Annotated in this window: 17 protein-coding genes; 12 read left to right on the top strand and 5 right to left on the bottom strand. The window is 70.8% G+C overall.

Annotated features, from left to right (window positions below):
• The first annotated feature begins 10 nt into the window (after positions 1–10).
• A complete protein-coding gene (gene gatB / locus VZF99_RS08835; protein ID WP_120284328.1) occupies positions 11–1,492 on the top strand; it encodes an Asp-tRNA(Asn)/Glu-tRNA(Gln) amidotransferase subunit GatB in 1,482 nt (493 codons plus the stop codon).
• A gap of 96 nt (positions 1,493–1,588) precedes the next feature.
• On the opposite strand, the gene VZF99_RS08830 is transcribed toward gatB, so the two are convergent.
• Positions 1,589–2,611: an oxidoreductase gene (locus VZF99_RS08830; RefSeq protein ID WP_407334549.1), complete on the bottom strand. Its 1,023-nt coding sequence runs from the start codon at positions 2,609–2,611 to the stop codon at positions 1,589–1,591.
• Positions 2,612–2,678: 67 nt separating this feature from the next.
• Here VZF99_RS08830 and VZF99_RS08825 point away from each other — a divergent pair, with 67 nt between their 5' ends.
• A complete protein-coding gene (locus VZF99_RS08825; RefSeq protein ID WP_407334548.1) occupies positions 2,679–3,497 on the top strand; it encodes a DoxX family protein in 819 nt (272 codons plus the stop codon).
• Between the two features lie 39 nt (positions 3,498–3,536).
• On the opposite strand, the gene ilvD is transcribed toward VZF99_RS08825, so the two are convergent.
• A complete protein-coding gene (ilvD, locus tag VZF99_RS08820; protein ID WP_120283553.1) occupies positions 3,537–5,375 on the bottom strand; it encodes a dihydroxy-acid dehydratase in 1,839 nt (612 codons plus the stop codon).
• Between the two features lie 189 nt (positions 5,376–5,564).
• Between ilvD and VZF99_RS08815 the strand changes: the two genes are divergently transcribed.
• Positions 5,565–7,040, top strand: coding sequence for a YhgE/Pip domain-containing protein (locus tag VZF99_RS08815; protein ID WP_407334547.1), 1,476 nt, complete (start codon positions 5,565–5,567; stop codon positions 7,038–7,040).
• On the opposite strand, the gene VZF99_RS08810 is transcribed toward VZF99_RS08815, so the two are convergent.
• Positions 6,933–7,367: a PH domain-containing protein gene (locus VZF99_RS08810; RefSeq protein WP_083249449.1), complete on the bottom strand. Its 435-nt coding sequence runs from the start codon at positions 7,365–7,367 to the stop codon at positions 6,933–6,935. The two genes, VZF99_RS08815 and VZF99_RS08810, sit on opposite strands and share 108 nt — an antisense overlap.
• A 287-nt stretch (positions 7,368–7,654) precedes the next feature.
• Here VZF99_RS08810 and VZF99_RS08805 point away from each other — a divergent pair, with 287 nt between their 5' ends.
• From VZF99_RS08805 to VZF99_RS08790, 4 genes are all read left to right on the top strand, one after another.
• On the top strand, positions 7,655–9,550 hold the full coding sequence (locus tag VZF99_RS08805) for an acetolactate synthase large subunit (RefSeq protein WP_407334546.1): 1,896 nt from the start codon (positions 7,655–7,657) through the stop codon (positions 9,548–9,550).
• Positions 9,547–10,053 carry an acetolactate synthase small subunit gene (ilvN, locus tag VZF99_RS08800; protein WP_067718247.1) on the top strand — a complete coding sequence of 169 codons (507 nt, stop codon included), beginning with the start codon at positions 9,547–9,549 and terminating at the stop codon, positions 10,051–10,053. Before VZF99_RS08805 ends, ilvN begins: the two co-directional genes overlap by 4 nt.
• Positions 10,054–10,107: 54 nt before the next feature.
• A complete protein-coding gene (gene ilvC, locus VZF99_RS08795; protein WP_407334545.1) occupies positions 10,108–11,121 on the top strand; it encodes a ketol-acid reductoisomerase in 1,014 nt (337 codons plus the stop codon).
• Positions 11,122–11,198: 77 nt separating this feature from the next.
• Positions 11,199–12,815, top strand: coding sequence for a hypothetical protein (locus tag VZF99_RS08790; RefSeq protein ID WP_407334544.1), 1,617 nt, complete (start codon positions 11,199–11,201; stop codon positions 12,813–12,815).
• 8 nt (positions 12,816–12,823) lie between these two features.
• On the opposite strand, the gene VZF99_RS08785 is transcribed toward VZF99_RS08790, so the two are convergent.
• Together VZF99_RS08785 and VZF99_RS08780 are read right to left on the bottom strand one after the other, a co-directional pair.
• Positions 12,824–14,323, bottom strand: coding sequence for an NAD(P)/FAD-dependent oxidoreductase (locus tag VZF99_RS08785; protein ID WP_120283549.1), 1,500 nt, complete (start codon positions 14,321–14,323; stop codon positions 12,824–12,826).
• On the bottom strand, positions 14,320–14,967 hold the full coding sequence (locus tag VZF99_RS08780) for a hypothetical protein (protein WP_407334543.1): 648 nt from the start codon (positions 14,965–14,967) through the stop codon (positions 14,320–14,322). The genes VZF99_RS08785 and VZF99_RS08780 overlap by 4 nt, the downstream gene beginning before the upstream one ends.
• Positions 14,968–15,116: 149 nt before the next feature.
• Here VZF99_RS08780 and serA point away from each other — a divergent pair, with 149 nt between their 5' ends.
• From serA to VZF99_RS08755, 5 genes are all read left to right on the top strand, one after another.
• Positions 15,117–16,709 carry a phosphoglycerate dehydrogenase gene (gene serA / locus VZF99_RS08775; RefSeq protein ID WP_067718235.1) on the top strand — a complete coding sequence of 531 codons (1,593 nt, stop codon included), beginning with the start codon at positions 15,117–15,119 and terminating at the stop codon, positions 16,707–16,709.
• Between the two features lie 17 nt (positions 16,710–16,726).
• Positions 16,727–17,746, top strand: a complete 1,020-nt coding sequence (locus tag VZF99_RS08770) for a 3-isopropylmalate dehydrogenase (RefSeq protein WP_407334542.1) — start codon at positions 16,727–16,729, stop codon at positions 17,744–17,746.
• Positions 17,747–17,843: 97 nt separating this feature from the next.
• Entirely contained in the window at positions 17,844–19,706 is a 1,863-nt protein-coding gene (locus tag VZF99_RS08765) for a putative nucleotidyltransferase substrate binding domain-containing protein (protein ID WP_407334541.1), read from the top strand.
• Complete coding sequence (locus tag VZF99_RS08760; RefSeq protein ID WP_067718230.1) at positions 19,706–20,428, top strand: exonuclease domain-containing protein; 723 nt, start codon at positions 19,706–19,708, stop codon at positions 20,426–20,428. The genes VZF99_RS08765 and VZF99_RS08760 overlap by 1 nt, the downstream gene beginning before the upstream one ends.
• 10 nt (positions 20,429–20,438) lie before the next feature.
• Complete coding sequence (locus VZF99_RS08755; RefSeq protein ID WP_407334540.1) at positions 20,439–21,233, top strand: fumarylacetoacetate hydrolase family protein; 795 nt, start codon at positions 20,439–20,441, stop codon at positions 21,231–21,233.
• Positions 21,234–21,240 lie beyond the last annotated feature (7 nt).

Genomic DNA, 21,240 nt, shown 5'->3' with positions numbered 1-21,240 from the left:
ATTGTTCCGCATGGAGTTCACCGAGGTCGTGTCACGTTTCGATCCCGTCATGGGCATGGAGGTGCACGTAGAGCTGCACACCAACACCAAGATGTTCTGCGGGTGTCCCACCGCGTTCGGGGCGGATCCCAACACCCAGGTGTGTCCGGTGTGCATCGGCCTGCCGGGCGCGTTGCCGGTGGCCAACCGCCAGGCGGTGGAGTGGGCCATCAAGATCGGTCTGGCGCTGAACTGCTCTATCGCGCCGTACAGTCGGTTCGCCCGGAAGAACTACTTCTACCCGGACCAGCCGAAGAACTACCAGATCTCGCAGTACGACGAGCCCATCGCCCACGACGGGTACCTCGACGTGCAGCTCGAGGACGGCAGCACGTGGCGCGTGGAGGTCGAGCGCGCGCACATGGAGGAGGACACCGGCAAGTCCACCCACGTCGGATCCGCCACCGGCCGCATCCACGGCGCCACCCATTCGCTGCTCGACTTCAACCGCGCGGGCGTACCGCTCATCGAGATCGTCTCCAAGCCGATCGTCGGTGCGGGGGAGCGGGCACCCGAGATCGCGCGCGCCTACGTTACGACGCTGCGCGATCTGCTCCGGAGCCTCGACGTGTCCGACGTCCGGATGGACCAGGGCTCGATGCGCTGCGATGCGAACGTCTCGTTGATGCCGAAGGGCGCCACCGAGTTCGGCACCCGCACCGAGACCAAGAATGTCAACTCCCTCCGCAGCGTCGAGATCGCGGTCCGCCACGAGATGTGCCGCCAGGCGGACGTGCTCACCGCGGGTGACGAGGTCGTGCTCGAGACCCGGCACTTCCACGAGTCGGACGGCACCACCACCTCCGGCCGGCCGAAGGAGTCGGCGGAGGACTACCGCTACTTTCCCGAGCCGGATCTCGCGCCCGTCGAGCCGACCGAGGAGCTCATCGAGGAGATCCGCGCGACGCTGCCGGAGCTGCCGTGGGTTCGCCGCGCCCGGGTCCAGGCGGACTGGGGGGTCTCGGACGAGGAGATGCGGGACCTCGTCAACGCCGGGGCCCTCGACCTGATCCTCGCCACGGTCGACGCGGGCGCTCCGGCCGCCGAGGCCCGCTCGTGGTGGGTGTCGTACCTGACGCAGCAGTCCAACAAGCGCGGCGTCGCGCTCACCGAACTCGAGATCTCGCCGGTGCAGCTGGCGCGCGTGATCGAGTTGGTCGCCGACGGCAAGCTCACCAACAAGCTCGGCCGCCAGGTCGTCGACGCCGTCCTCGACGGCGAGGGCGAGCCGGACCAGATCGTCGCCGACAAGGGCCTCGAGGTGGTACGCGACGACTCGGCGCTGCAGAAGGCCGTCGACGACGCCCTGGCCGCGCAGCCCGACATCGCGGAGAAGATCCGTTCGGGCAAGGTCCAGGCCGCCGGCGCGATCGTCGGTGCCGTCATGAAGGCGACCCGCGGACAGGCCGACCCGGCCCGGGTGAAGGAACTGGTGATCGCCGCCTGCAACTAGGCGATGCGCTGTCCGCGCGGTGAGCTGTGCGTGGCTCGACCACGGGGACCGACCGTACGCCACACGCGCGCGCTCGCGCGTGGCGTCGAACCGCGGCTACGTACGGGCGTCTCCGCCACCACCGGACTGGGGGAGGATCACGGCCCGGTCATCGGTGGGCACCGGTGATGCACCATCCTTGTTGGTGGTGCCCGCCAGCAGGACGCCCTCGCCGACGACGGACAACCCGGTCAGTCGCCCGTACCGGCCCTCGGCCAGCGCCTCGGGCTGACCGCGAGCCGCGCCGCCGGCGGTCTGGAGGGTGTCGACCCGCTCGGCGTCCGGGAGGGCGATGGCGAGCGTGCCCTCGGATGCGGCGCACCCACCGGCGGAACGCTGGTCCGGCCACGTCCACACCGTGCGATCCGGTGTCCGGATCGCCGCACCGCGGTCGGTGACCGTGGAGAGGAAGAGATCCTCGCCGAGAGGACACAACGCCTGGATGCGCCCGAGGTCGCGTCCGATCACCTGGGGGTCCTCCGCGCGGCCGATCCCGGTAAACGTCGGGAACCGGACGACCTCGGAGCCGGCGCCGACGGTCAGGATGTCGTCGACGAACGCGAGGCCACCGCTGTCCGCGGGTGCGAGCTCCGCGATCGTGCGGGGGGCGTCGCCGCGCGCCAGGCGTTCGACCCGGGTGGGTCCGTCGCCGACGACGAGGAGATACACCAACCGGTCCTGGGCGAAATCCGGGGACGGCGCGACCGCGGCCACCCGGCCGGACCGGGGATCCACCCTGCCGAACTGCTCGGGGTCGGCATCGGCGGAGACGATCTTCACCCCGCCCGTGGACTCGGCGACCAGCGCTCGCTCACCGAGCCCGGCCACCGCGACGGCCGGCTCGAGGCAGGTCGCGATGACGGCGGGGTCGGGATCGACGCAGGGGCCCGTCTCGGCCGGGGGCTCCGGCTCCCCGGGGCGCGACGTCGGAGGCGGGGTCGGTGCGCCGGGAGGGCTCGGCGGAGCGGCACCCATTCCCGGCCCGGCCGCGGGCGTGAACGGGTCCTCGAGGCGGTCGTCGAACCTCGCGCAACCGGACACGGCGACGGCCAGTGCCAGCAGCAGCGGGAGCGATCTCATGCCGACCAGACTACGGCGCGCCGTGTCCTTCAGCGTCCGGGCACCGGCATCGGCCTACAGTCGATCCGTGACTTCCTCAAAGCGCGGAGACGACGACGCCCGTACCGAGATCATCCACGACGTCGATTACCCGCTCGACGTCCCCAACGCCCAGGGCGCGGGCGTCGGTTCGCGGGGCGGCTCGGGGGACGGCGCGACCACCGCGTTCCCCGCGGCCGGGCGCACCGACTACTCGCAGTTCGCCGAGTCCGGGGGGTACGACGTGTCCTCGCCCCTGCCCTTCGGTGACCAGCCCACCACCATCGCGCCCGCGTCGCGGGACACGATCGGCCGCCGGGGAACGGCCGATTTCGGGCTGTTCGTCCTGAGACTGGCCGTGGGCGCCCTCCTCGCGATGCGGGGACTGCAGAAGCTCTTCGGACTGTTCGGCGGGCCCGGGATCGACGGGTTCACGCAGACCCTCACCGACTCCGGATTCGACCAGGCCCGCATCCTGGCGATCGCCGGCGGCGCCGTCGAACTGGTGGCGGGCGTCATGCTCGTGGTGGGACTCGCCACCCCGGTAGCGGCGGCCGGTCTGCTGGGGCTCATCGGACTGGGTATAGCGATCCGACTGACCGGGACCGACCCCATCCCCGTGCTGAGTGACACCACCCGCGGACTCGAGGTGTCGATCCTCTACGCCGCGGCGCTGGTGACCCTCCTCTTCTCCGGACCGGGGCGATGGTCCGCCGACCGCAAGTGGGCATGGTCCCACCGTCCCCGCTTCAGCGGCGTCGTGTGGGTGATCGTCGTGGCGGTCATCGCCGGTCTGGTGTGGTACTTCCTCAACGGCACCAACCCGCTGACCTCCTCAGCCGACAGCGCCCCGGTCACCGCGGGCTGAGAGCCCGGGAGCCGGGGCGCGCGGCCCTGACCAGGCGCCTCAGTCGGGCAGGATGCGCACGGCACCCTTGTCCGCCGAGGACGCCATCGAGGCGTACGCGCGGAGAGCGGTGGACACTTTCCGATCACGCTTGACCGGCCGCCACGGGAGAGGGCCCCTCTCGGCGCGGCGGCGGGACAGCTCGTCGTCGTCGACATCCACCGAGATGGACCGCGTGGCGACATCGATGGTCACGATGTCACCGTCACGCACCAGGCCGATCGGGCCGCCCGAGGCGGCCTCCGGGGCGATGTGACCGATGGACAGCCCGGACGACCCGCCCGAGAAGCGGCCGTCGGTGATGAGCGCGCATTTCGTCCCGAGGCCGGCGCCCTTGATGAACGCCGTGGGGTGCAGCATCTCCTGCATCCCCGGACCGCCGGCCGGGCCCTCGAAGAGCACCACCAGCACCTCGCCGGCCTGCAGCGTCTTGTCCAGGATGACCGAGACGGCCTCCTCCTGGGACTCGACCACCCTGGCCGGACCGGAGAAGTGGAAGTTGTCCTCGGACACGCCGGCGGTCTTGAAGACGGACCCGTCCGGCGCGATGTTCCCGCGCAGGACCGCGAGCCCGCCCTCCGCGGTCGCCGGGTGCTCGACCGAGTGGATACAGCCGTTCTCCGCGTCCGTGTCGAGCGACTCCCAGCGGTTGTCGGTCGAGAACGGCTGGATCGTCCGCACCCCGCCCGGGGCCGCGTGGAACAACTCGATCGCCTTCTCGGTCGCGGTGCCGCTGCGGATGTCCCAGTCCGCGACGTACTGCTCGAGCGACGGGGAGTGGACCGAGTGGACGTCCGTCTCCAGCAGGCCCCCGCGGTACAGCTCGCCCAGGATCGCGGGGATGCCGCCGGCCCGGTGGACGTGCTCCATGTAGTAGTCCGAGTTGGGCGCGACCTTGGCCAGGCAGGGGATCCGGCGGGAGATCTGCTCGATGTCGCCCAGGTCGAAGTCGACCTCGCCCTCCTGCGCGGCGGCGAGGATGTGGAGCACGGTGTTGGTGGAGCCGCCCATCGCGACGTCCAGCGCCATGGCGTTGGTGAACGCCGACCTGGTGGCGACCGAACGGGGGAGCACCGAGGCGTCCTCGTCCCGGTAGTAGCGGGTGCACAGGTCGACGATGACCCGGCCGGCCTCGGCGAACAGTTCACGCCGCGCACTGTGGGTGGCCAGGGTCGAGCCGTTGCCGGGCAGCGACAGCCCCAGGGCCTCGGTGAGGCAGTTCATGGAGTTGGCGGTGAACATCCCGGAGCAGGACCCGCACGTCGGGCAGGCCGAGCGCTCGATGGCGTCCAGGCCCTCGTCGTCCACGGCCGAGTTGGCGGACGCGGAGATCGCCGTGATGAGGTCCGAGCCCGCCTTGACCACGCCGTCGACGACGACGGAGAACCCCGACTCCATCGGCCCGCCGGAGACGAACACGGTGGGGATGTTCAACCGCATCGCGGCGTTGAGCATGCCCGGGGTGATCTTGTCGCAGTTCGAGATGCACACCAGCGCGTCCGCCGTGTGGGCGTTGACCATGTACTCCACCGAGTCCGCGATGATCTCCCGGCTGGGCAGCGAGTAGAGCATGCCCGCGTGGCCCATCGCGATCCCGTCGTCCACCGCGATGGTGTGGAACTCCCGGGCCACGCCGCCCGACGCCGCGATCTGCTCGGCGACGATCTCACCGACGTTCTTCAGGTGGACGTGGCCCGGCACGAACTGGGTGTACGAGTTCGCGATCGCGATGATCGGCTTACCGAAGTCCGAGTCCGTCATGCCGGTCGCGCGCCAGAGGGCACGCGCTCCCGCGGCGTTGCGTCCGGCGGTACTGGTTCGTGACCTCAGGGGCGGCATGGGACCTCGCTCCGACTCGATGGGGAGGGCGCATTCCGGGGGTCGTGCCGTACGGGGCCGCGGCGTGCGCGCGCCCCGCGGCGACACCCGATCGCGCCGTGACCACCACACAATACGCCCCGATGTGGGTCTACTCTTCTCACGGTCGGCCATCCGGCCGGCCTCGACGTGACGCGAATGGGGATGGACATGACCGACTCCGGTCACACGGGTGGGCTACGTGAGTTCCTCTCGCACTCGGCGGGGGCGGTGGCCCTGGTCTGTGGACTGTTCTTCCTCCTGTCGTTCATGTACCTGGGGGGCACCGCGGATCCGCAGTCCCATGCGAGGTACATCCCCGTGGCGGTGGTGGACGAGGACGTCGCCGCGACCCTGGAGACCCCGATCGGTCCGCGTGGTCTCGACATGGGGTCGCGGATCACCGCGGGGCTGCTCCAGAACAACGACTGGGGGAGGGTCCGGCTGCACGTGGTGGATCCGGAGGCCGCCGAGGAGGGCCTCCGCGACGGCACGTACTTCGGTGCGGTCCGTATCCCACCCGAACTGAGCGGGCGGGTGGCCGGGCTCGTCGAGGCCGCGGCGACGGAGGCGGGCGACGCGGCGGGGCCACCCGAACGCGCCCGCATCTCACTCGAGTACTCGCCACGCGTGTCCATCGTCTCCGGTCAGGTCATGAACACCATGGCGGACGCGATGCAGGAATCGTTCCACGACCGGATGGGGACCGAACTGCTGTCGAAGTCCCGGCTGCTGGCCGAGGCCGAGGGCAGGACCGTCGGCGCCGCGGCCGCGGTCGCGCTCTCCGATCCGGTGGCGATCGACGTCGTCGCGTGGAACCCGCTGCCGGACGGGGTGTCGAACGCGTCGCTCCCGATGTTCTACGCGCTGATCGTGATCCTGGCGGGATTCACCGGGGCGATGATCATCTCCGCCCTCCTGGACGCCCGTCTCGGCTTCATCCCGCTGGAGATCGGGCCGGTGGCGCTCCATGTCCACGTGGCGCCGTTCGGGCGGCTCCAGACACTGGCCCGCAAGTGGGTGGTCACGCTGATCACGGCGCCGCTCGTCTCGGGGCTCGTCCTGTGGGTGGCGGACATCATCGGTGTCACCGGGTACGACCCGTGGCACATGTTCTGGTTCTCGAACCTGGTCATCGTCGCGGTCGGGGTGTGTGCGCACACGATCATCGCTGCTGTCGGCAACGCCGGTCTGCTCGTGAACCTCGTGGTGTTCGTGGTGCTGGGCATCCCCACCTCGGGCGGCGCCACCCCGACCGAGATGCTCCCGCGGGTGTTCGTCGCCATCGGGACACTGCAGCCGATGCACCAGGCCTACCTCGGGCTGCGGTCGATCATGTTCTTCGACTCCGGGTGGGAGGCGGGTCTCGGACACGCGGTCTGGGTCCTCGGCGGCTGGGCGGTCGCAGGACTCGTCGTGGGTGTGGCGGTCACCGTCGGCTACGAGCGGATGGGTATGCGACGCCAGGCCGTGGCCGACCGGGTCCCCGCCGGCCGCGGGGTGACCGGCGGAGCGGGAGGGTCAGGCGGAGCGCAAGGGTCAGGCGGACTCGGGTCCGCTCGCGGCGTACGGGTCGCGGATACGGCCACGGCTGGCGCCGGACAGCCGCGGGAGGTCGTGGAACGAGACCCCGCCCATCGGGAGTGACGTGTCAGAGGTGGTCACGAGCCGGGCGAACCCACGCTTGGGGAACATCACACCCCTGACCTCATCCCACGGCACGGACCGTCGGGAGCGCCAGGACGACAGGTGGACACCGTCCTCGTCCAGTCGGGTCCAGGTCCGGGCCACCCACCAACCGAAGGCGACGGGGAGCAGCACCAGCCAGCCCAGGGCGACGGGGTAGGACGTGACGGGCCAGAGGATCGCCAGCACGAAAATGGCGATGACGACGTACGACATCGGGTTGACCCGGAAGAGGGCGTGATCGCGGGGGCTCGACTCCGGGACGGGAGCTCTGAAAGGGGCACTCATGATGCCTCCAGTCTGGCATGGCCCACATAGTAAGATCGATGTTCCACGAGTTGACGCTGCCGTCGACCGCGGCCTAGTCTGGGCCTCGTGAACACCTGGAACGGTCTCGTACTCGGCCGGCGCGTCGGCGCCTGAGCCCTACCTGGCTTTCCGTCGACGCGCACCCTCGCCGGCCTTTCGTGGCCGACGGGGGTTTTTTGTTGCCGGGTCAGACCGCGGTCAGAGAAATCCACGATCACGCCCGACCACGAACCACGGCTCCACGACCAGCATGAAGGACAGTTGAAGTGAGCGCACCAACGGCACAGCCCGGACCCCGTCCGGGTGCAGAGCAGAAGGCCCGGTCCGCGGCCCCAGAGCGGATGACGGGGGCCCAGGCCGTCGTCCGGTCCCTCGAGGAGATCGGCACCGAGGTCGTCTTCGGCATCCCCGGCGGGGCCATCCTGCCGGTCTACGACCCGCTCTACGACTCGGCCAAGGTCCGGCACGTCCTGGTCCGGCACGAGCAGGGCGCCGGTCACGCAGCGACCGGCTACGCCCAGGCGACCGGAAGGGTCGGCGTCTGCATGGCGACCTCGGGCCCCGGCGCCACCAACCTGGTGACCCCGCTCGCGGACGCGCAGATGGACTCGGTCCCGATCGTCGCGATCACGGGTCAGGTCGGGACCGCACTCATCGGCACGGACGGTTTCCAGGAAGCCGACATCTCGGGCATCACCATGCCGATCACCAAGCACAACTTCCTCGTGTCCCACGGCGAGGACATCCCGCGGATGATCGCCGAGGCGTTCCACATCGCGCAGTCAGGTCGCCCCGGCGCTGTGCTCGTGGACATCCCCAAGGACGTTCTGCAGGCCGAGATGACGTTCTCGTGGCCGCCGGAGATGAAGCTGCCCGGCTACCGGCCCGTCACCAAGCCGCACGGCAAGCAGATCCGTGAGGCCGCCCGGATGATCGGCAAGGCCAGGCGCCCGGTGCTGTATGTCGGCGGCGGCGTCATCAAGGCCGACGCCTCCGCGGAGCTCATGGCGCTCGCCGAGCTGACCGGCATCCCGGTCGTGACCACGCTCATGGCGCGCGGGGCGTTCCCGGATTCCCACCGGCTGCACTACGGCATGCCGGGGATGCACGGAACCGTCGCCGCCGTCGCGGCGCTGCAGCGGTCCGACCTGCTGGTCACCCTGGGCGCCCGGTTCGACGACCGGGTCACCGGTCGTCTCGACACCTTCGCCCCGGACGCCAAGGTCATCCACGCCGACATCGACCCGGCCGAGATCGGCAAGAACCGAGCCGTCGACGTGCCGATCGTCGGCGACATCAAGGAGGTCCTCGTCGAGCTCGTCGAGACGCTGCGCGGCGCGCGCGAATCCGGCACGCTGGGCGAGCCCGCCGTGTGGGTCGGTGAGCTGGACGAGATCCGCAGTGAGTTCCCGCTTGGCTACGGCCCGCAGTCGGACGGCTCCCTGTCTCCCGAGTACGTCATCGAGCGGTTGAGCGCCGCCGCCGGCCCGGACGCCGTGTACTGCGCGGGCGTCGGCCAGCACCAGATGTGGGCGGCCCAGTTCGTCCAGTACGAGAAGCCGCGCACGTGGCTGAACTCGGGCGGCCTGGGGACCATGGGGTACGCGGTCCCCGCGGCGATGGGTGCCAAGTTCGGCCGTCAGGACGCCGAGGTCTGGGCCATCGACGGCGACGGCTGCTTCCAGATGACGAACCAGGAGCTGGCCACCTGCGCCATCGAGGGCGCACCCATCAAGGTGGCGCTGATCAACAACGGCAACCTCGGCATGGTCCGTCAGTGGCAGACACTGTTCTACGAGGAGCGGTACTCGCAGACCGACCTGTCGACCCACTCCATGCACATCCCGGACTTCGTCAAGCTCGGCGAGGCCCTGGGCTGCGTGGCGCTGCGGTGTGAGCGCGCCGAGGACGTCGACGACGTGATCGCACAGGCCCGCGCGATCAACGACCGCCCGGTCCTCATCGACTTCATCGTGGGCAAGGACGCCCAGGTGTGGCCGATGGTCGCGGCGGGCACGTCCAACGACGAGATCATGGCGGCCCGGGACATCCGGCCGCTGTTCGACGACACCGATTCCGTGGCGGACGACGCCGCGGACATCCACGAGGCGACCGAGCGGATCGACGCCGCGGTGATCGCCGCCGAGGAGGAGGACCAGTGAGCGCTCGCTCCCACACCCTGAGCGTGCTGGTGGAGGACAAGCCTGGCGTGCTCGCGCGCGTCTCGTCGCTGTTCTCCCGGCGCGGGTTCAACATCGAGTCGCTGGCCGTGGGCCCGACCGAGACCGAAGGCCTGTCGCGCATGACCATCGTCGTGAACGTCGAGGACTTCCCGCTCGAGCAGGTGACCAAACAGCTCAACAAGCTCGTCAACGTCATCAAGATCGTCGAGCAGGATCCGGCCGGCTCGGTGGCCCGCGAGCTCACTCTCGTCAAGGTCCGCGCCGACGCCACCAACCGCGGTCAGATCGTGGAGATCGCGAGTCTGTTCCGCGCACACATCGTGGACGTCTCACCCGAGTCGCTCACTCTCGAGGCCACGGGTACCCCCGACAAGCTCGACGCGCTGCTGCGGATGCTCGACGGCTACGGGATCCGCGAGATCGTGCAGTCCGGCATGGTCGCGCTCGGACGCGGCCCCAAGTCCATCAACACCACTCGATAGTCTCGACTCCTACACAAGTCTCGACTTCACGAAACAACACGAAGGGAATCCACCATGGCAGTGGAGATGTTCTACGACGACTCGGCGGATCTGTCGCTGATCCAGGGCCGCAAGGTCGCCGTCATCGGGTACGGCTCGCAGGGGCACGCGCACTCGCTCAGCCTGCGCGACTCCGGAGTCGAGGTCGCGATCGGCCTGCGTGAGGGCTCCAAGTCCCGCGCGAAGGCCGAAGAGGCCGGCCTCAAGGTCATGACCGCCGCCGAGGCCACCAAGTGGGCCGACGTCATCATGCTGCTCGCCCCCGACACCTCGCAGGCGCAGATCTTCACCGAGGACATCGAGCCCAACCTGAACGACGGCGACGCGCTGTTCTTCGGTCACGGCCTCAACATCCACTTCGGCCTCATCAAGCCGGCAGAGAACATCACCATCGCGATGGTCGCCCCCAAGGGCCCCGGTCACCTCGTGCGTCGTCAGTTCGTCGACGGCAAGGGCGTCCCGGCGCTCATCGCCGTGGAGCAGGACCCGAAGGGCGAGGGCGAGGCGCTCGCGCTGTCCTACGCGAAGGCGATCGGTGGCACCCGCGCGGGCGTCATCAAGACCACCTTCAAGGACGAGACCGAGACCGACCTGTTCGGTGAGCAGGCCGTGCTGTGCGGCGGCACCGAGGAGCTCGTCAAGACGGGCTTCGAGGTCATGGTCGAGGCCGGCTACGAGCCGGAGCTCGCCTACTTCGAGGTGCTCCACGAGCTCAAGCTCATCGTCGATCTCATGTACGAGGGCGGGATCGCGCGCATGAACTACTCGGTGTCCGACACCGCGGAGTTCGGCGGCTACCTCTCCGGCCCGCGGGTCATCGACGCCGGCACCAAGGAGCGCATGAAGGAGATCCTGTCCGACATCCAGGACGGCACCTTCACCAATCGCCTCGTGGCCAACGTCGAGGGCGGCAATAAGGAGCTTGAGCAGCTCCGCAAGGAGAACGCCGAGCACCCGATCGAGGTCACCGGCCAGAAGCTGCGCGACCTCATGAGCTGGGTCGACCGTCCGATCACGGAGACTGCCTGAGGGTCCGCGGGTCCGACCCGGTGAAGCCCCTGTAGGGTCCACCGGGATCGATTCCCGACTTCAGCAGGAGGACCGCCGTGCGCCACTTCAACCGAGGAGTGGGTGCGGCGGTCCTCGCCGTTTCCCTGGTGGGGACGACCGTGGCGTGTACGTCCGACCCCGGTGACGGCGGACCGAGAACCGAAGCCGCCCCGGTGGAGGGCACGCGGGTCGCCGCCGACGCCGACGGGTCCGGCGTGGAGACCACGAGACTGCTCATCGAGTCCGCCCCGGTGGTCGTGGTGGCAGCACCGGACGCCGCCGCGCAGGCGCGCGCCGCCTCCGTCGCGGTCGGGTTGCACGCACCGATGCTCACCGCCGTCGAGGGCGGGGACGCGGCATTGGCCGACGAGGTGTCGCGACTCGGCGCCGAGCGGGTGTTGCGGGTCGGGCAGGTGGCCTTCACACCCGACGACGGCGAGGTGGTCGACGCCCCGGGAGGTCGGCCGGAGCTCGAGGAGCTGACCGGGATCACGTTCGACTCCGAGGTCGAGGTCCCGCCGGGGCGGATCGACGACGTCACCGTCCACCAGGTGCCGGGTACGCCTGCGCTGATGACGGCCGGGGAGATCACCGCTGCCGGCGGCGCGGGCGCGGCCCCCGATCCGTTCGACAGCGGCGAACCCGCATGGGACGGCGAGGGCGCACCCAGCGTGCTCGTGTACGACGAGACGCCGGTCGCGGCGGTCGCGACGGCAGTGGCCGTCGGGGCGGCGGTGTCCCACCTCCGTACCCCGGACCCGCGGGTCGACGGCGGGTCCGTGGAGGCGGTGCGGGACGCCGAGGCGGTCTACGCGCTCGGGCCCGGGTGGGGCACCGAGGACGAACTCGAGGACCGGGTGGAGAAGGCGCGGACGGTTCCCGAACTGCCGGGCGGCGGACAGCTGCTGTTCCCGGGCCGGCGGTTCGTGGCCGCCTACGGGTCGCCGATCACCCCTGCCCTGGGGATCCTCGGCGAGCAGGGACCAGAGGAGAGCGTGGCGCGGGTTCAGCAGTTGGTCGGGGAGTACCAGCCGCACTCCCCGGAACCGGTCATCCCGGCGTTCGAGATCATCGCGACGGTCGCCTCGACGTCCGCCGGACCCGACGGCAACTACACCAACGAGTGGGACCCGCAGGAGTTCGTCCCGCTGATCGACGCCATCACCGATGCCGGCGGGTACGCGGTGATCGACCTCCAGCCCGGCATGGCCGACCTCCTCGATCAGGCGAGGATCTTCGAGGAGTTGCTCACCCGCCCGAACGTCGGACTCGCGCTCGACCCCGAGTGGAAGCTCGAGCCGGGACAACAGCCGGGCGCGCAGATCGGGTCGGTGGACGCCGAGGAGATCAACCGGGTCACCGACTGGCTGGCGGACCTGACCCGGGACAGCGGAGGGCCACAGAAGCTCCTCATCCTCCACCAGTTCAGCATGGCCATGATCGACGACCGCGACCAGATCGACACCTCCAGGCCGGAGGTGTCAATCGTCCTGCACGCCGACGGTCACGGCACCCCGGACCTGAAGATGGAGACGTGGGACGTCCTGCGCAGCGGGCTGCCGTCCGGAATCCGGATGGCGTGGAAGAACTTCTATGACGAGGACACCCCCACGTTCACGCCCGAGCAGACCATGGCGGTCGAGCCCCGGCCGTGGTTCGTGTCCTACCAGTGATTCGCTTCCTACCAGGGAGTCGGTAACCCGCCGAGGATGCGCTCCGCCACGTGCTGCCCGGCCATGCCGTGCACGCCCGGGCCGGGAGGGGTCGAGCCGGAGGCGTGCCACACCCCGGGCACACCGGTCGCGAACGGGTCGGCCCGCGGCACCGGGCGGGCGATGAGCCCCCGCAGGTCCACGCGTCCCGCCGCGATGTCCCCACCGGCGTTGTTGGCGTTGTGCTCGGCCATCCGGTCCGCGGGCGTGCAGTGGGCGGCCACGACCACGTCCCGCACCCCCGGCGCGACCGCCTCGAGCGCGGCGAGCACCTGCTCGGTCTGGTCACGGTCGGAGAACGCGGGCACGTGCGCGTAGGTCCACAGTGGACGTCGACCGTCCGGGGCGATTCGTCCCGGGTCGGTCACCCACGGCTGGGAGACGAGGATCATGGGCCGATCGGCGTGCCGACCGGCGGCGACCTCGCGCTCGGCGGCCGCGATGGCATGGGAATCCCCACCCAGGTGGACAGTGCCGGCGTCGGCGAGCCGGCCGTCGCGCCACGGAACCGGGCCGGACAGGACCAGGTCGACCTTCGCCGCGGCCCCGCCGACCGGCGCCTCCAGGAGTCTGCGTGCGCGGCGGGCCACGGCCGGAGAGGGCGAGGATGCCATGAGGATCTCGCCGAGGATCCGGGAGGACGTGTTGAAGACGACGTCCCGGGCGTCGAGCCGTGCCAGCGAATCCACGCCGACCCCGGTGCGGATCTCCCCCCCGGCATCCCGGATCGCCTCGGCCAGTGCGGCGGTGATGGCCCCGCTGCCGCCGACCGGCAGCGTCCAGCCGAGCGGCGAGTGGAGCAACGAGCCCAGGACGAGGCCGACCCCCGTCGCGGCGGGGGAGGACAGCGGGGTGATCGCGTGGGCCGAGATCCCGGACAGCAGCGTCCGTCCGTCCGGACCGAGGGGATCGCCGACCACACCGCGGGGGTGGGCGCGGACGAACGCCGCGCCGAGCGCCGCGGTCGCCCCCAGGTGCGGGACCGAGCGCTGATCGGACAGGGCCGTGGCGACGACGTCCTCCGCCCTGCGACCCAGGGGGCCCATGAGGCTCCACCACCGGTCGGCCTCCGCGCGCGACCCCAGGCCCTCTGCGAGGGCGGCGGGGGATGGGGACGCGGGAACGACGATCGCGTCGCGGGCCGGCAGTGCGTGAGCCAGTTGAACGGGGGGAGTGAGCATCTCGACCCCGTGGGCCGGCAGGTCGAACCCACGGAAGAACGGGGATGCCCCCGCCATGGGGTGCACGGCCGAGCACGGATCCACCAGCAACCCGTTCACGACGTCCTCCGGGATGCCGGTCGCGATATCGCCCATCGGCAGGGTTCGGCACCCGCCACCGATGGTCTCCTGGGCCTCCAGCACCACCACCCGCCGCCCGGCCCGCGCACACAACAGCGCGGCAGCCAGGCCGTTGGGGCCGGAGCCCACCACGACGACGTCCGCACGTACGGTCCCCGCCGCGCTCATTCGAAGACCGCCAGACCGTAGGCGCGTCGCAGTTGCTCCAGCAGGTCCTCCTGTGACCGGGCCTGTTCGGCCAGTCCCAGCAGCAGCCGGCCGGTGTCGGGACCGCCGGGCTCGTCGTCGTCGCCGCTGTCTTCGTCGTCGCAGTTGTCGTCGTTGCTGACGTCGGGTTCCGCTCCGGACCTCCCGGCAGCGGACGCCGGGCCGTCCGCGACCCACGACGCGGCGAGCAACTCCCACATCGAGCGCTTCGCAACCACGAGGGTGCGCAGCGCCTCCAGGACCGCGAGCCGGGCCAGAGGATCGCGCACCACCGTGCCCGCCGGCAGTGCGGTGAGGCTGACCGCGGCGGACCACCGCACCAGCCGACGGCCCGGGGCCCCCAGAGGTGAGAGCACCGCCAACAGGCGGGCGGCGGTGTCGATCTCCTCCTCGAACTCCCGGCGCAGCGGAACCAACCGGACCCGGTCCTCCGGATCGACCGCACTGATGCAGCGGTCCAGGACGCTCCGGCCCACCGCGGCGCCGTACAGGTGGGCCCGCAGATACATCGCCACCGCCGACGGGCCGCGTGCCGGGGCCAGCACGGGCAACCAGGGGTCGGGGAAGCGGACCGGCGGCGGGGCCGACCGGGGAGTGCGGGGCATCGGTGCTCCGTTCGTCGCGCGGCGGTGGTCACGTCGGGTCGCCGACCCTCGTCACGGTAGGCGTCCGGGCGCGTACCGGCCACTGCTCGGCGCCGGTGACAGGTGCCCTAGACTGGCCGTGCCCGAAATGACACCGAGGAGAACCCACTGTGACAGCATCCGGACGGCCCGTCGTCCTCATCGCCGACAAGCTCGCCCAGTCGACCGTCGACGCGCTCGGCGACGCCGTGGAGGTCCGCTGGGTGGACGGCCCGGATCGCCCCAAGCTGCTCGAGGCGGTCGCCGACGCCGACGCACTGCTCGTGCGCTCGGCCACCACCGTCGACGCCGAGGTGCTCGCCGCCGCGCCGAACCTCAAGATCATCGGGCGCGCGGGCGTCGGCCTGGACAACGTCGAGATCCCCGCCGCCACCGAGCGCGGCGTCATGGTGGTCAACGCGCCCACCTCCAACATCCACTCGGCCGCCGAGCACGCGGTCGCGCTGCTCATGTCCGCCTGCCGCCAGATCCCGGCCGCGGACCGCACCCTGCGCGAGCACACCTGGAAGCGCAGTTCCTTCAACGGCGTCGAGCTGCTCGGCAAGACCGTCGGCGTCGTGGGCCTGGGCCGCATCGGCCAGCTCGTGGCGCAGCGACTCGCCGCGTTCGAGACCAACCTCATCGCCTACGACCCCTACCTGCCCGCCGCCCGCGCGGCGCAGCTGGGAATCGAGCTGGTCGACATCGACGAGCTGGTCTCCCGCGCCGACATCATCACGATGCACCTGCCCAAGACCAAGGAGACCGCCGGTCTCTTCGACGCCGAGCGGCTGGCCCGTGCCAAGGACGGCGTCGTGATCGTCAACGCCGCCCGCGGCGGTCTGATCGTCGAGGACGCGCTCGTCGACGCACTGAAGTCCGGCAAGGTCCGCTCCGCGGCGCTCGACGTGTTCGACACCGAGCCGTGCACCGACTCGCCGCTCTTCGAGCTCGAGAACACCGTCGTCACGCCGCACCTCGGCGCCTCCACCAGCGAGGCGCAGGACCGCGCCGGCACCGACGTCGCCCGCAGTGTGCTGCTCGCCCTGCGCGGGGAGTTCGTCCCCGACGCCGTCAACGTCACCGGTGGTCCCGTCGGCGACGAGGTCGCACCCTGGCTCGACCTCGTCCGCAAGCTCGGACTGGTCGCCGGCCACCTGTGCCCGGGTATCCCGACGACCGTCCGGATCGACGTCGCCGGCGAGCTCGCATCCGAGCAGGTCGACGTCCTCGGGCTGGCCGCCCTGCGCGGCATGTTCTCCGCGATCACCGACGAGCCCGCGACCTTCGTCAACGTCGGCCAGATGGCCGAGCAGCGGGGGGTCACCCACTCGGTGGAGACCCACAGCGAGTCCAAGTCCTACCGCAGCACCGTCACCGTCACGGCCGTGGCCGCGGACGGCGCGTCGGCCGATGTCACCGGCACGCTGGCCGGCCTGGACCAGGTGCAGAAGATCGTCCGGATCAACGAGCGCGGGTTCGACCTGCGCGCCGAGGGCCAGAACCTGTTCGTCCACTACTCCGACCGCCCGGGCGTGCTCGGCAAGGTGGGCTCCATCCTCGGCGGGGAGGGCATCGACATCCAGGCCGCAGCACTGAGCCAGGACGCCTCCGGCGAGGGCGCGTCGCTGATCCTGCGGGTCGACCGCACGGTCGCCGAGCCGACCGTCGACCGGATCGTCTCCGAGCTCGACGCCACCGCGACCCAGATCAACCTGGTCTGAGCGGGGACGACGACATCATGAAGCTCGCAGTCATCCCCGGCGACGGTATCGGCGTCGAGGTCACGGCCGAGGCACTGAAGGTGCTCGACGCGCTGGTCCCCGGTGTCGAGACGACCGAATACGACCTCGGCGCGCGCCGGTACCTCCGCAACGGCGAGACCCTGACGGACGCGGACGTGGAGAGCCTCCGAGGCCACGACGCGATCCTGCTGGGCGCCATCGGTGATCCCCGCTCCGTGCCGGCCGGCGTGCTCGAGCGGGGCATGCTGCTCCCGCTGCGGTTCGCACTCGACCACCACGTCAACCTGCGGCCCTCCCGGCTCTTCCCCGGGTCGGCAACCCCGCTGAAGGACCCGGGCGAGATCGACTTCGTCGTCGTCCGCGAGGGCACCGAGGGGCTCTACACCGGTAACGGCGGTGCGATCCGTGTGGGGACACCGCACGAGATCGGTACCGAGACCTCCGTCAACACCCGGTACGGCGTGGAGCGCGTGGTCCGCGACGCGTTCTCCCGTGCGCAGTCGCGGCGCAACAAGCTCACGCTGGTCCACAAGACCAACGTGCTCGTCAACGCCGGTGGGCTGTGGCAGCGCACCGTCGACGAGGTGGCGCCGGAGTTCCCCGGGGTCGAGGTGGACTACTGCCACATCGACGCCGCCACCATCTACATGGTCACCGATCCGTCCCGGTTCGACGTGATCGTCACCGACAACCTCTTCGGTGACATCATCACCGACCTCGCGGCCGCGGTCACCGGAGGCATCGGCACCGCGGCGTCGGGCAACATCGACGCCTCCGGGACCAACCCGTCGATGTTCGAGCCCGTCCACGGTTCGGCCCCGGACATCGCCGGACAGGGCAAGGCCGACCCCACCGCCGCCATCCTGTCCGTGGCACTGCTGCTGCGCCACCTCGGTCACACGGCCGAGGCCGATCGAGTGGAGGCGGCCGTCGAGGCGGACCTCGGCTCGCGCGGCGACGCCCCGATCGTCACCTCCGAGGTGGGCGACCGGATCGTCGCGGCCGTCAGCGGTTAGTCCACCGCCCCGCTGACCCCACGTCCGGACCCCGGCCCGCGGGTGTGAATCGCGAGAAGTGATCACACCGCGGGCCGTCGGCGTCCACAGTGGTGGCATGGACGTCGAACTCGCCGAGGTGCGGGACTTCCTCGCGCGCTGTGCCCCCTTCGACGAGCTGCCCGGAGAGGTGCTCGACCGCCTGCCCGCGAGGCTCAGTCAGCGCTACCACCGGCGGGGGACCGTCATCCTGGAGGCAGGGGACGCCAACGACACCCTCCACATCATCCGCACGGGCGCCGTCGAGGTGTGCGACCCGGACGGTGTCCTGCTCGACGCGCGCGACGAGGGTGACTGCTTCGGCTACTCGACGCTGACCCGTTCCGGCCCGTCGCGGTACCGCATGGAGGCCGTCGCGGACACCCTGCTACTCGAGATGCCGCGCGAGGTGTTCGACGAACTCGCGGCCGCCCACCCCGGGATCCGGGACTTCTTCGGTGCGCGGAGTGATCGGATCCGCCAGGACCTCGCCTCCGCCCGGGTCGCCGCGGCCGGGGGAGACCCCCTGAGCACACCGGTGGGGGATCTCCTCACCCGCGACGCGGTCACCACCGAGCCCGGGACCACCATCCTGGAGGCGGCGCAGATCATGTCCCGGGAGCGCGTCTCCGCGCTGCTGGTGGTGGAGAGCGGACGCGTGGTCGGCATCTTCACCGATCGCGACCTGCGCTCGAAGGTGGTCGCGGTTGGTGGCGACACCGCGGCGCCGGTGTCGACGATCATGACCCACGACCCGGTGTCGGTGGACGCCCGGACCCGCGCGTTCGACGCGACCCTGCTCCAGATCGAACGCGGCGTCCATCACCTGCCGGTGTGCGAGGCCGGTGCCCCCGCGGGGATGGTCACGAGCGGGGACCTGCTGCGCCTGGCGCAGTCCGACCCGGTCTATCTGGCCGCGCGGATCTCGCGGGCCCCCGACACCGAGACCGTGGCGGAACTGTCCGCCCGGTTGCTACCGCTGGTCGGCGAGTTCGCCCGGCGGGGCACCACGCCGCGGGATATCGGCCGGGTCGTCACCGCCACCGCCGATGCGGCGACGCGCCGCCTGATCGCGCTGGCGGAGGCCGACCTCGGACCGCCTCCCGTGCCGTACTGCTGGGTGGGACTCGGTTCCCAGGCCCGGGGTGAGCTCGGGGTGTCCAGCGACCAGGACAACGCGCTGATCCTCGACGACGGGGCACACGAGGTCGCCGGCTTCGACGACTACTTCGCGGAGCTCGCCGACCACGTCTGCACGGGTCTCGACCGGGCGGGCTTCCCGCTCTGTCCCGGTGGGGTGATGGCGACCAACCCGCGGTGGCGGCGGACCTGCGCGGAGTGGGAGGGGACGGTACGGGACTGGGTCGGGGCCCCCGAGGCCGACGCAGTTCTGCACAGCCAGGTGTTCTTCGATCTCCGTCCCGTCCACGGTGAGAGCGGACTCGCCGTCCGCGTCCAGCGCGAGATGCTCCTCCGCTCGAAGGGCAGCCCGCGCTTCCAGGCGCATCTGGCCCGGATCGCGTGTGAGTGGCAACCGCCGCTCGGCTTCCTCCGCGGGCTCGTCGTCGCACGCCGCGGCGAGTACCGCAACACCCTGGACCTCAAGGCCGGGGGGATCGCGCCCGTCGTCCAGATCGCGCGTCTGTACGCCCTGTCCGCGGGGCTGGACGAGGTATCGACGCTCGGCCGTCTCGACGCGGCGGCGAGCGCCGGGGTGATCGCCCGCTCGGACGCGGAGAACCTCATCGAGGCGTTCCGGTTCCTGCGCGGGCTGGCCTTGCGCCACCACGCACGTCAGATCCAGGAGCACTCGGACCTCGACAACAACGTGGACCCGTCGACCCTCGGAACCAAGGACCGCCATCGGCTCCGGGCGGCGTTCCGGATCATCGCGGGAGCGCAGAGCGCGCTGCAGATCCGATACCGGGTCGGACAGATGTGATGGTCCTGCCACGGCTGACCGCGGCCGGCCGCCGGAGGAGTGCCGCCCGCCGGGCCCCCGACGGGCCACTGCGGCGATTTCTGGAGACACCGCCGCCGGATCCGACCACTCCGCTCGAGGACCTGTCCCTCCTCGCGGTGGACGTCGAGACCACCGGGCTCGATCCCCGGCACGACCGGGTCCTGGCGGTGGGGTTCGTCCCCGTCGACGGGGACCGGATCGTCCTGGGCGGAGCGGGATCGGTGCTGCTGCGTCCCGATCACGGTCCGGACGACGACGACGACGGGGTGGGGCAGAGTGCCACCGTGCACGGACTCACGGACGACACGATGGCCACCGGGGAGGATGTCGAGGACGTCCTGGACCGGGTGTTCACGGCTCTGACCGGGCGGGTGTTGGTCGCGCACTACTGCCCGATAGAGGTCGACTTCCTGCGAGCGTTGTGTCGGCGCACGTTCGGCATCCGGCCACCACTGGAATCCGTCGACACCCTGGAACTGCACCGGCGGGTCCTGGGCGGGGGCGTCGACATGGGCTTCACCGCCGACCCGTCGCCCGAGAGGCTGCGGCTCTGGGGTGCCCGCGAGAGGTACGGGTTGCCGCAGTACCGCGCACACGACCCTCTGGTCGACGCCCTCGCCTGCGCCGAGCTATACCTCGCACAGGTCACCGAGCTCCGCGACCGTGGGGCGCGGACGCTGCGGGACCTGCGGACCGCCTAGGATCGCGGGTATGCGTCTCGCCCGTATCGCCCACCCGCAGGGATTCGCCTTCGTCGAGGTCCGCGGAGACATGTCCGACCAGTCCTCGCTGTCCTGTGCCGAGATCTCCGAGCACCCCTTCGGTACCCCCGAGTTCACCGGCCGCGTATGGCCGCTGGCCGACGTGCGTCTGCTCGCCCCGATCCTGGCCTCCAAGATCGTGTGCGTCGGTAAGAACTACGCCGACCACGCCGAGGAGATGGGGTCGGAGGCCCCGGCCGAGCCCCTGATCTTCCTCAAGCCCAACACGTCGGTCGTCGGCCCCGAGGCATCGATCGCCTACCCGCCGAGTTCGGAGCGGGTCGACCACGAGGGCGAGCTGGCCGTGGTGATCGGGCAGCCGTGCCGGGACGTCGCCGCCGCGCGGGCCCACGAGGTCATCCTCGGCTACACCTGCGCCAACGACGTCACCGCCCGCGACCAGCAGCTCTCGGACGGTCAGTGGACGCGGGGCAAGGGGTACGACACCTTCTGCCCGCTGGGTCCGTGGATCGTCACCGACCTGGACCCCAACGGGCTCGACGTCCGGGTCACCCTCACCCACCCCGACGGCACGTCCGAGGTGCGGCAGGACGGCAACACCTCCCAGTTCATGCACACCGTCGGCGAGATCGTCGAGTACGTCAGCCGGGTCATGACCCTCCTTCCCGGCGATGTGATCCTCACGGGTACCCCGGCAGGGGTCGGCCCGATGCTGCCCGGCGACCGTGTGACGGTCGAGATCGAGGGCATCGGCTCGCTGACGAACCCCGTCGTCGACCGGTAGGTCCGGG

The organism is Dietzia kunjamensis (assembly GCF_045689975.1).
Taxonomy (GTDB): domain Bacteria; phylum Actinomycetota; class Actinomycetes; order Mycobacteriales; family Mycobacteriaceae; genus Dietzia; species Dietzia kunjamensis.
This window is presented reverse-complemented; position numbering and strand designations above follow the sequence as displayed.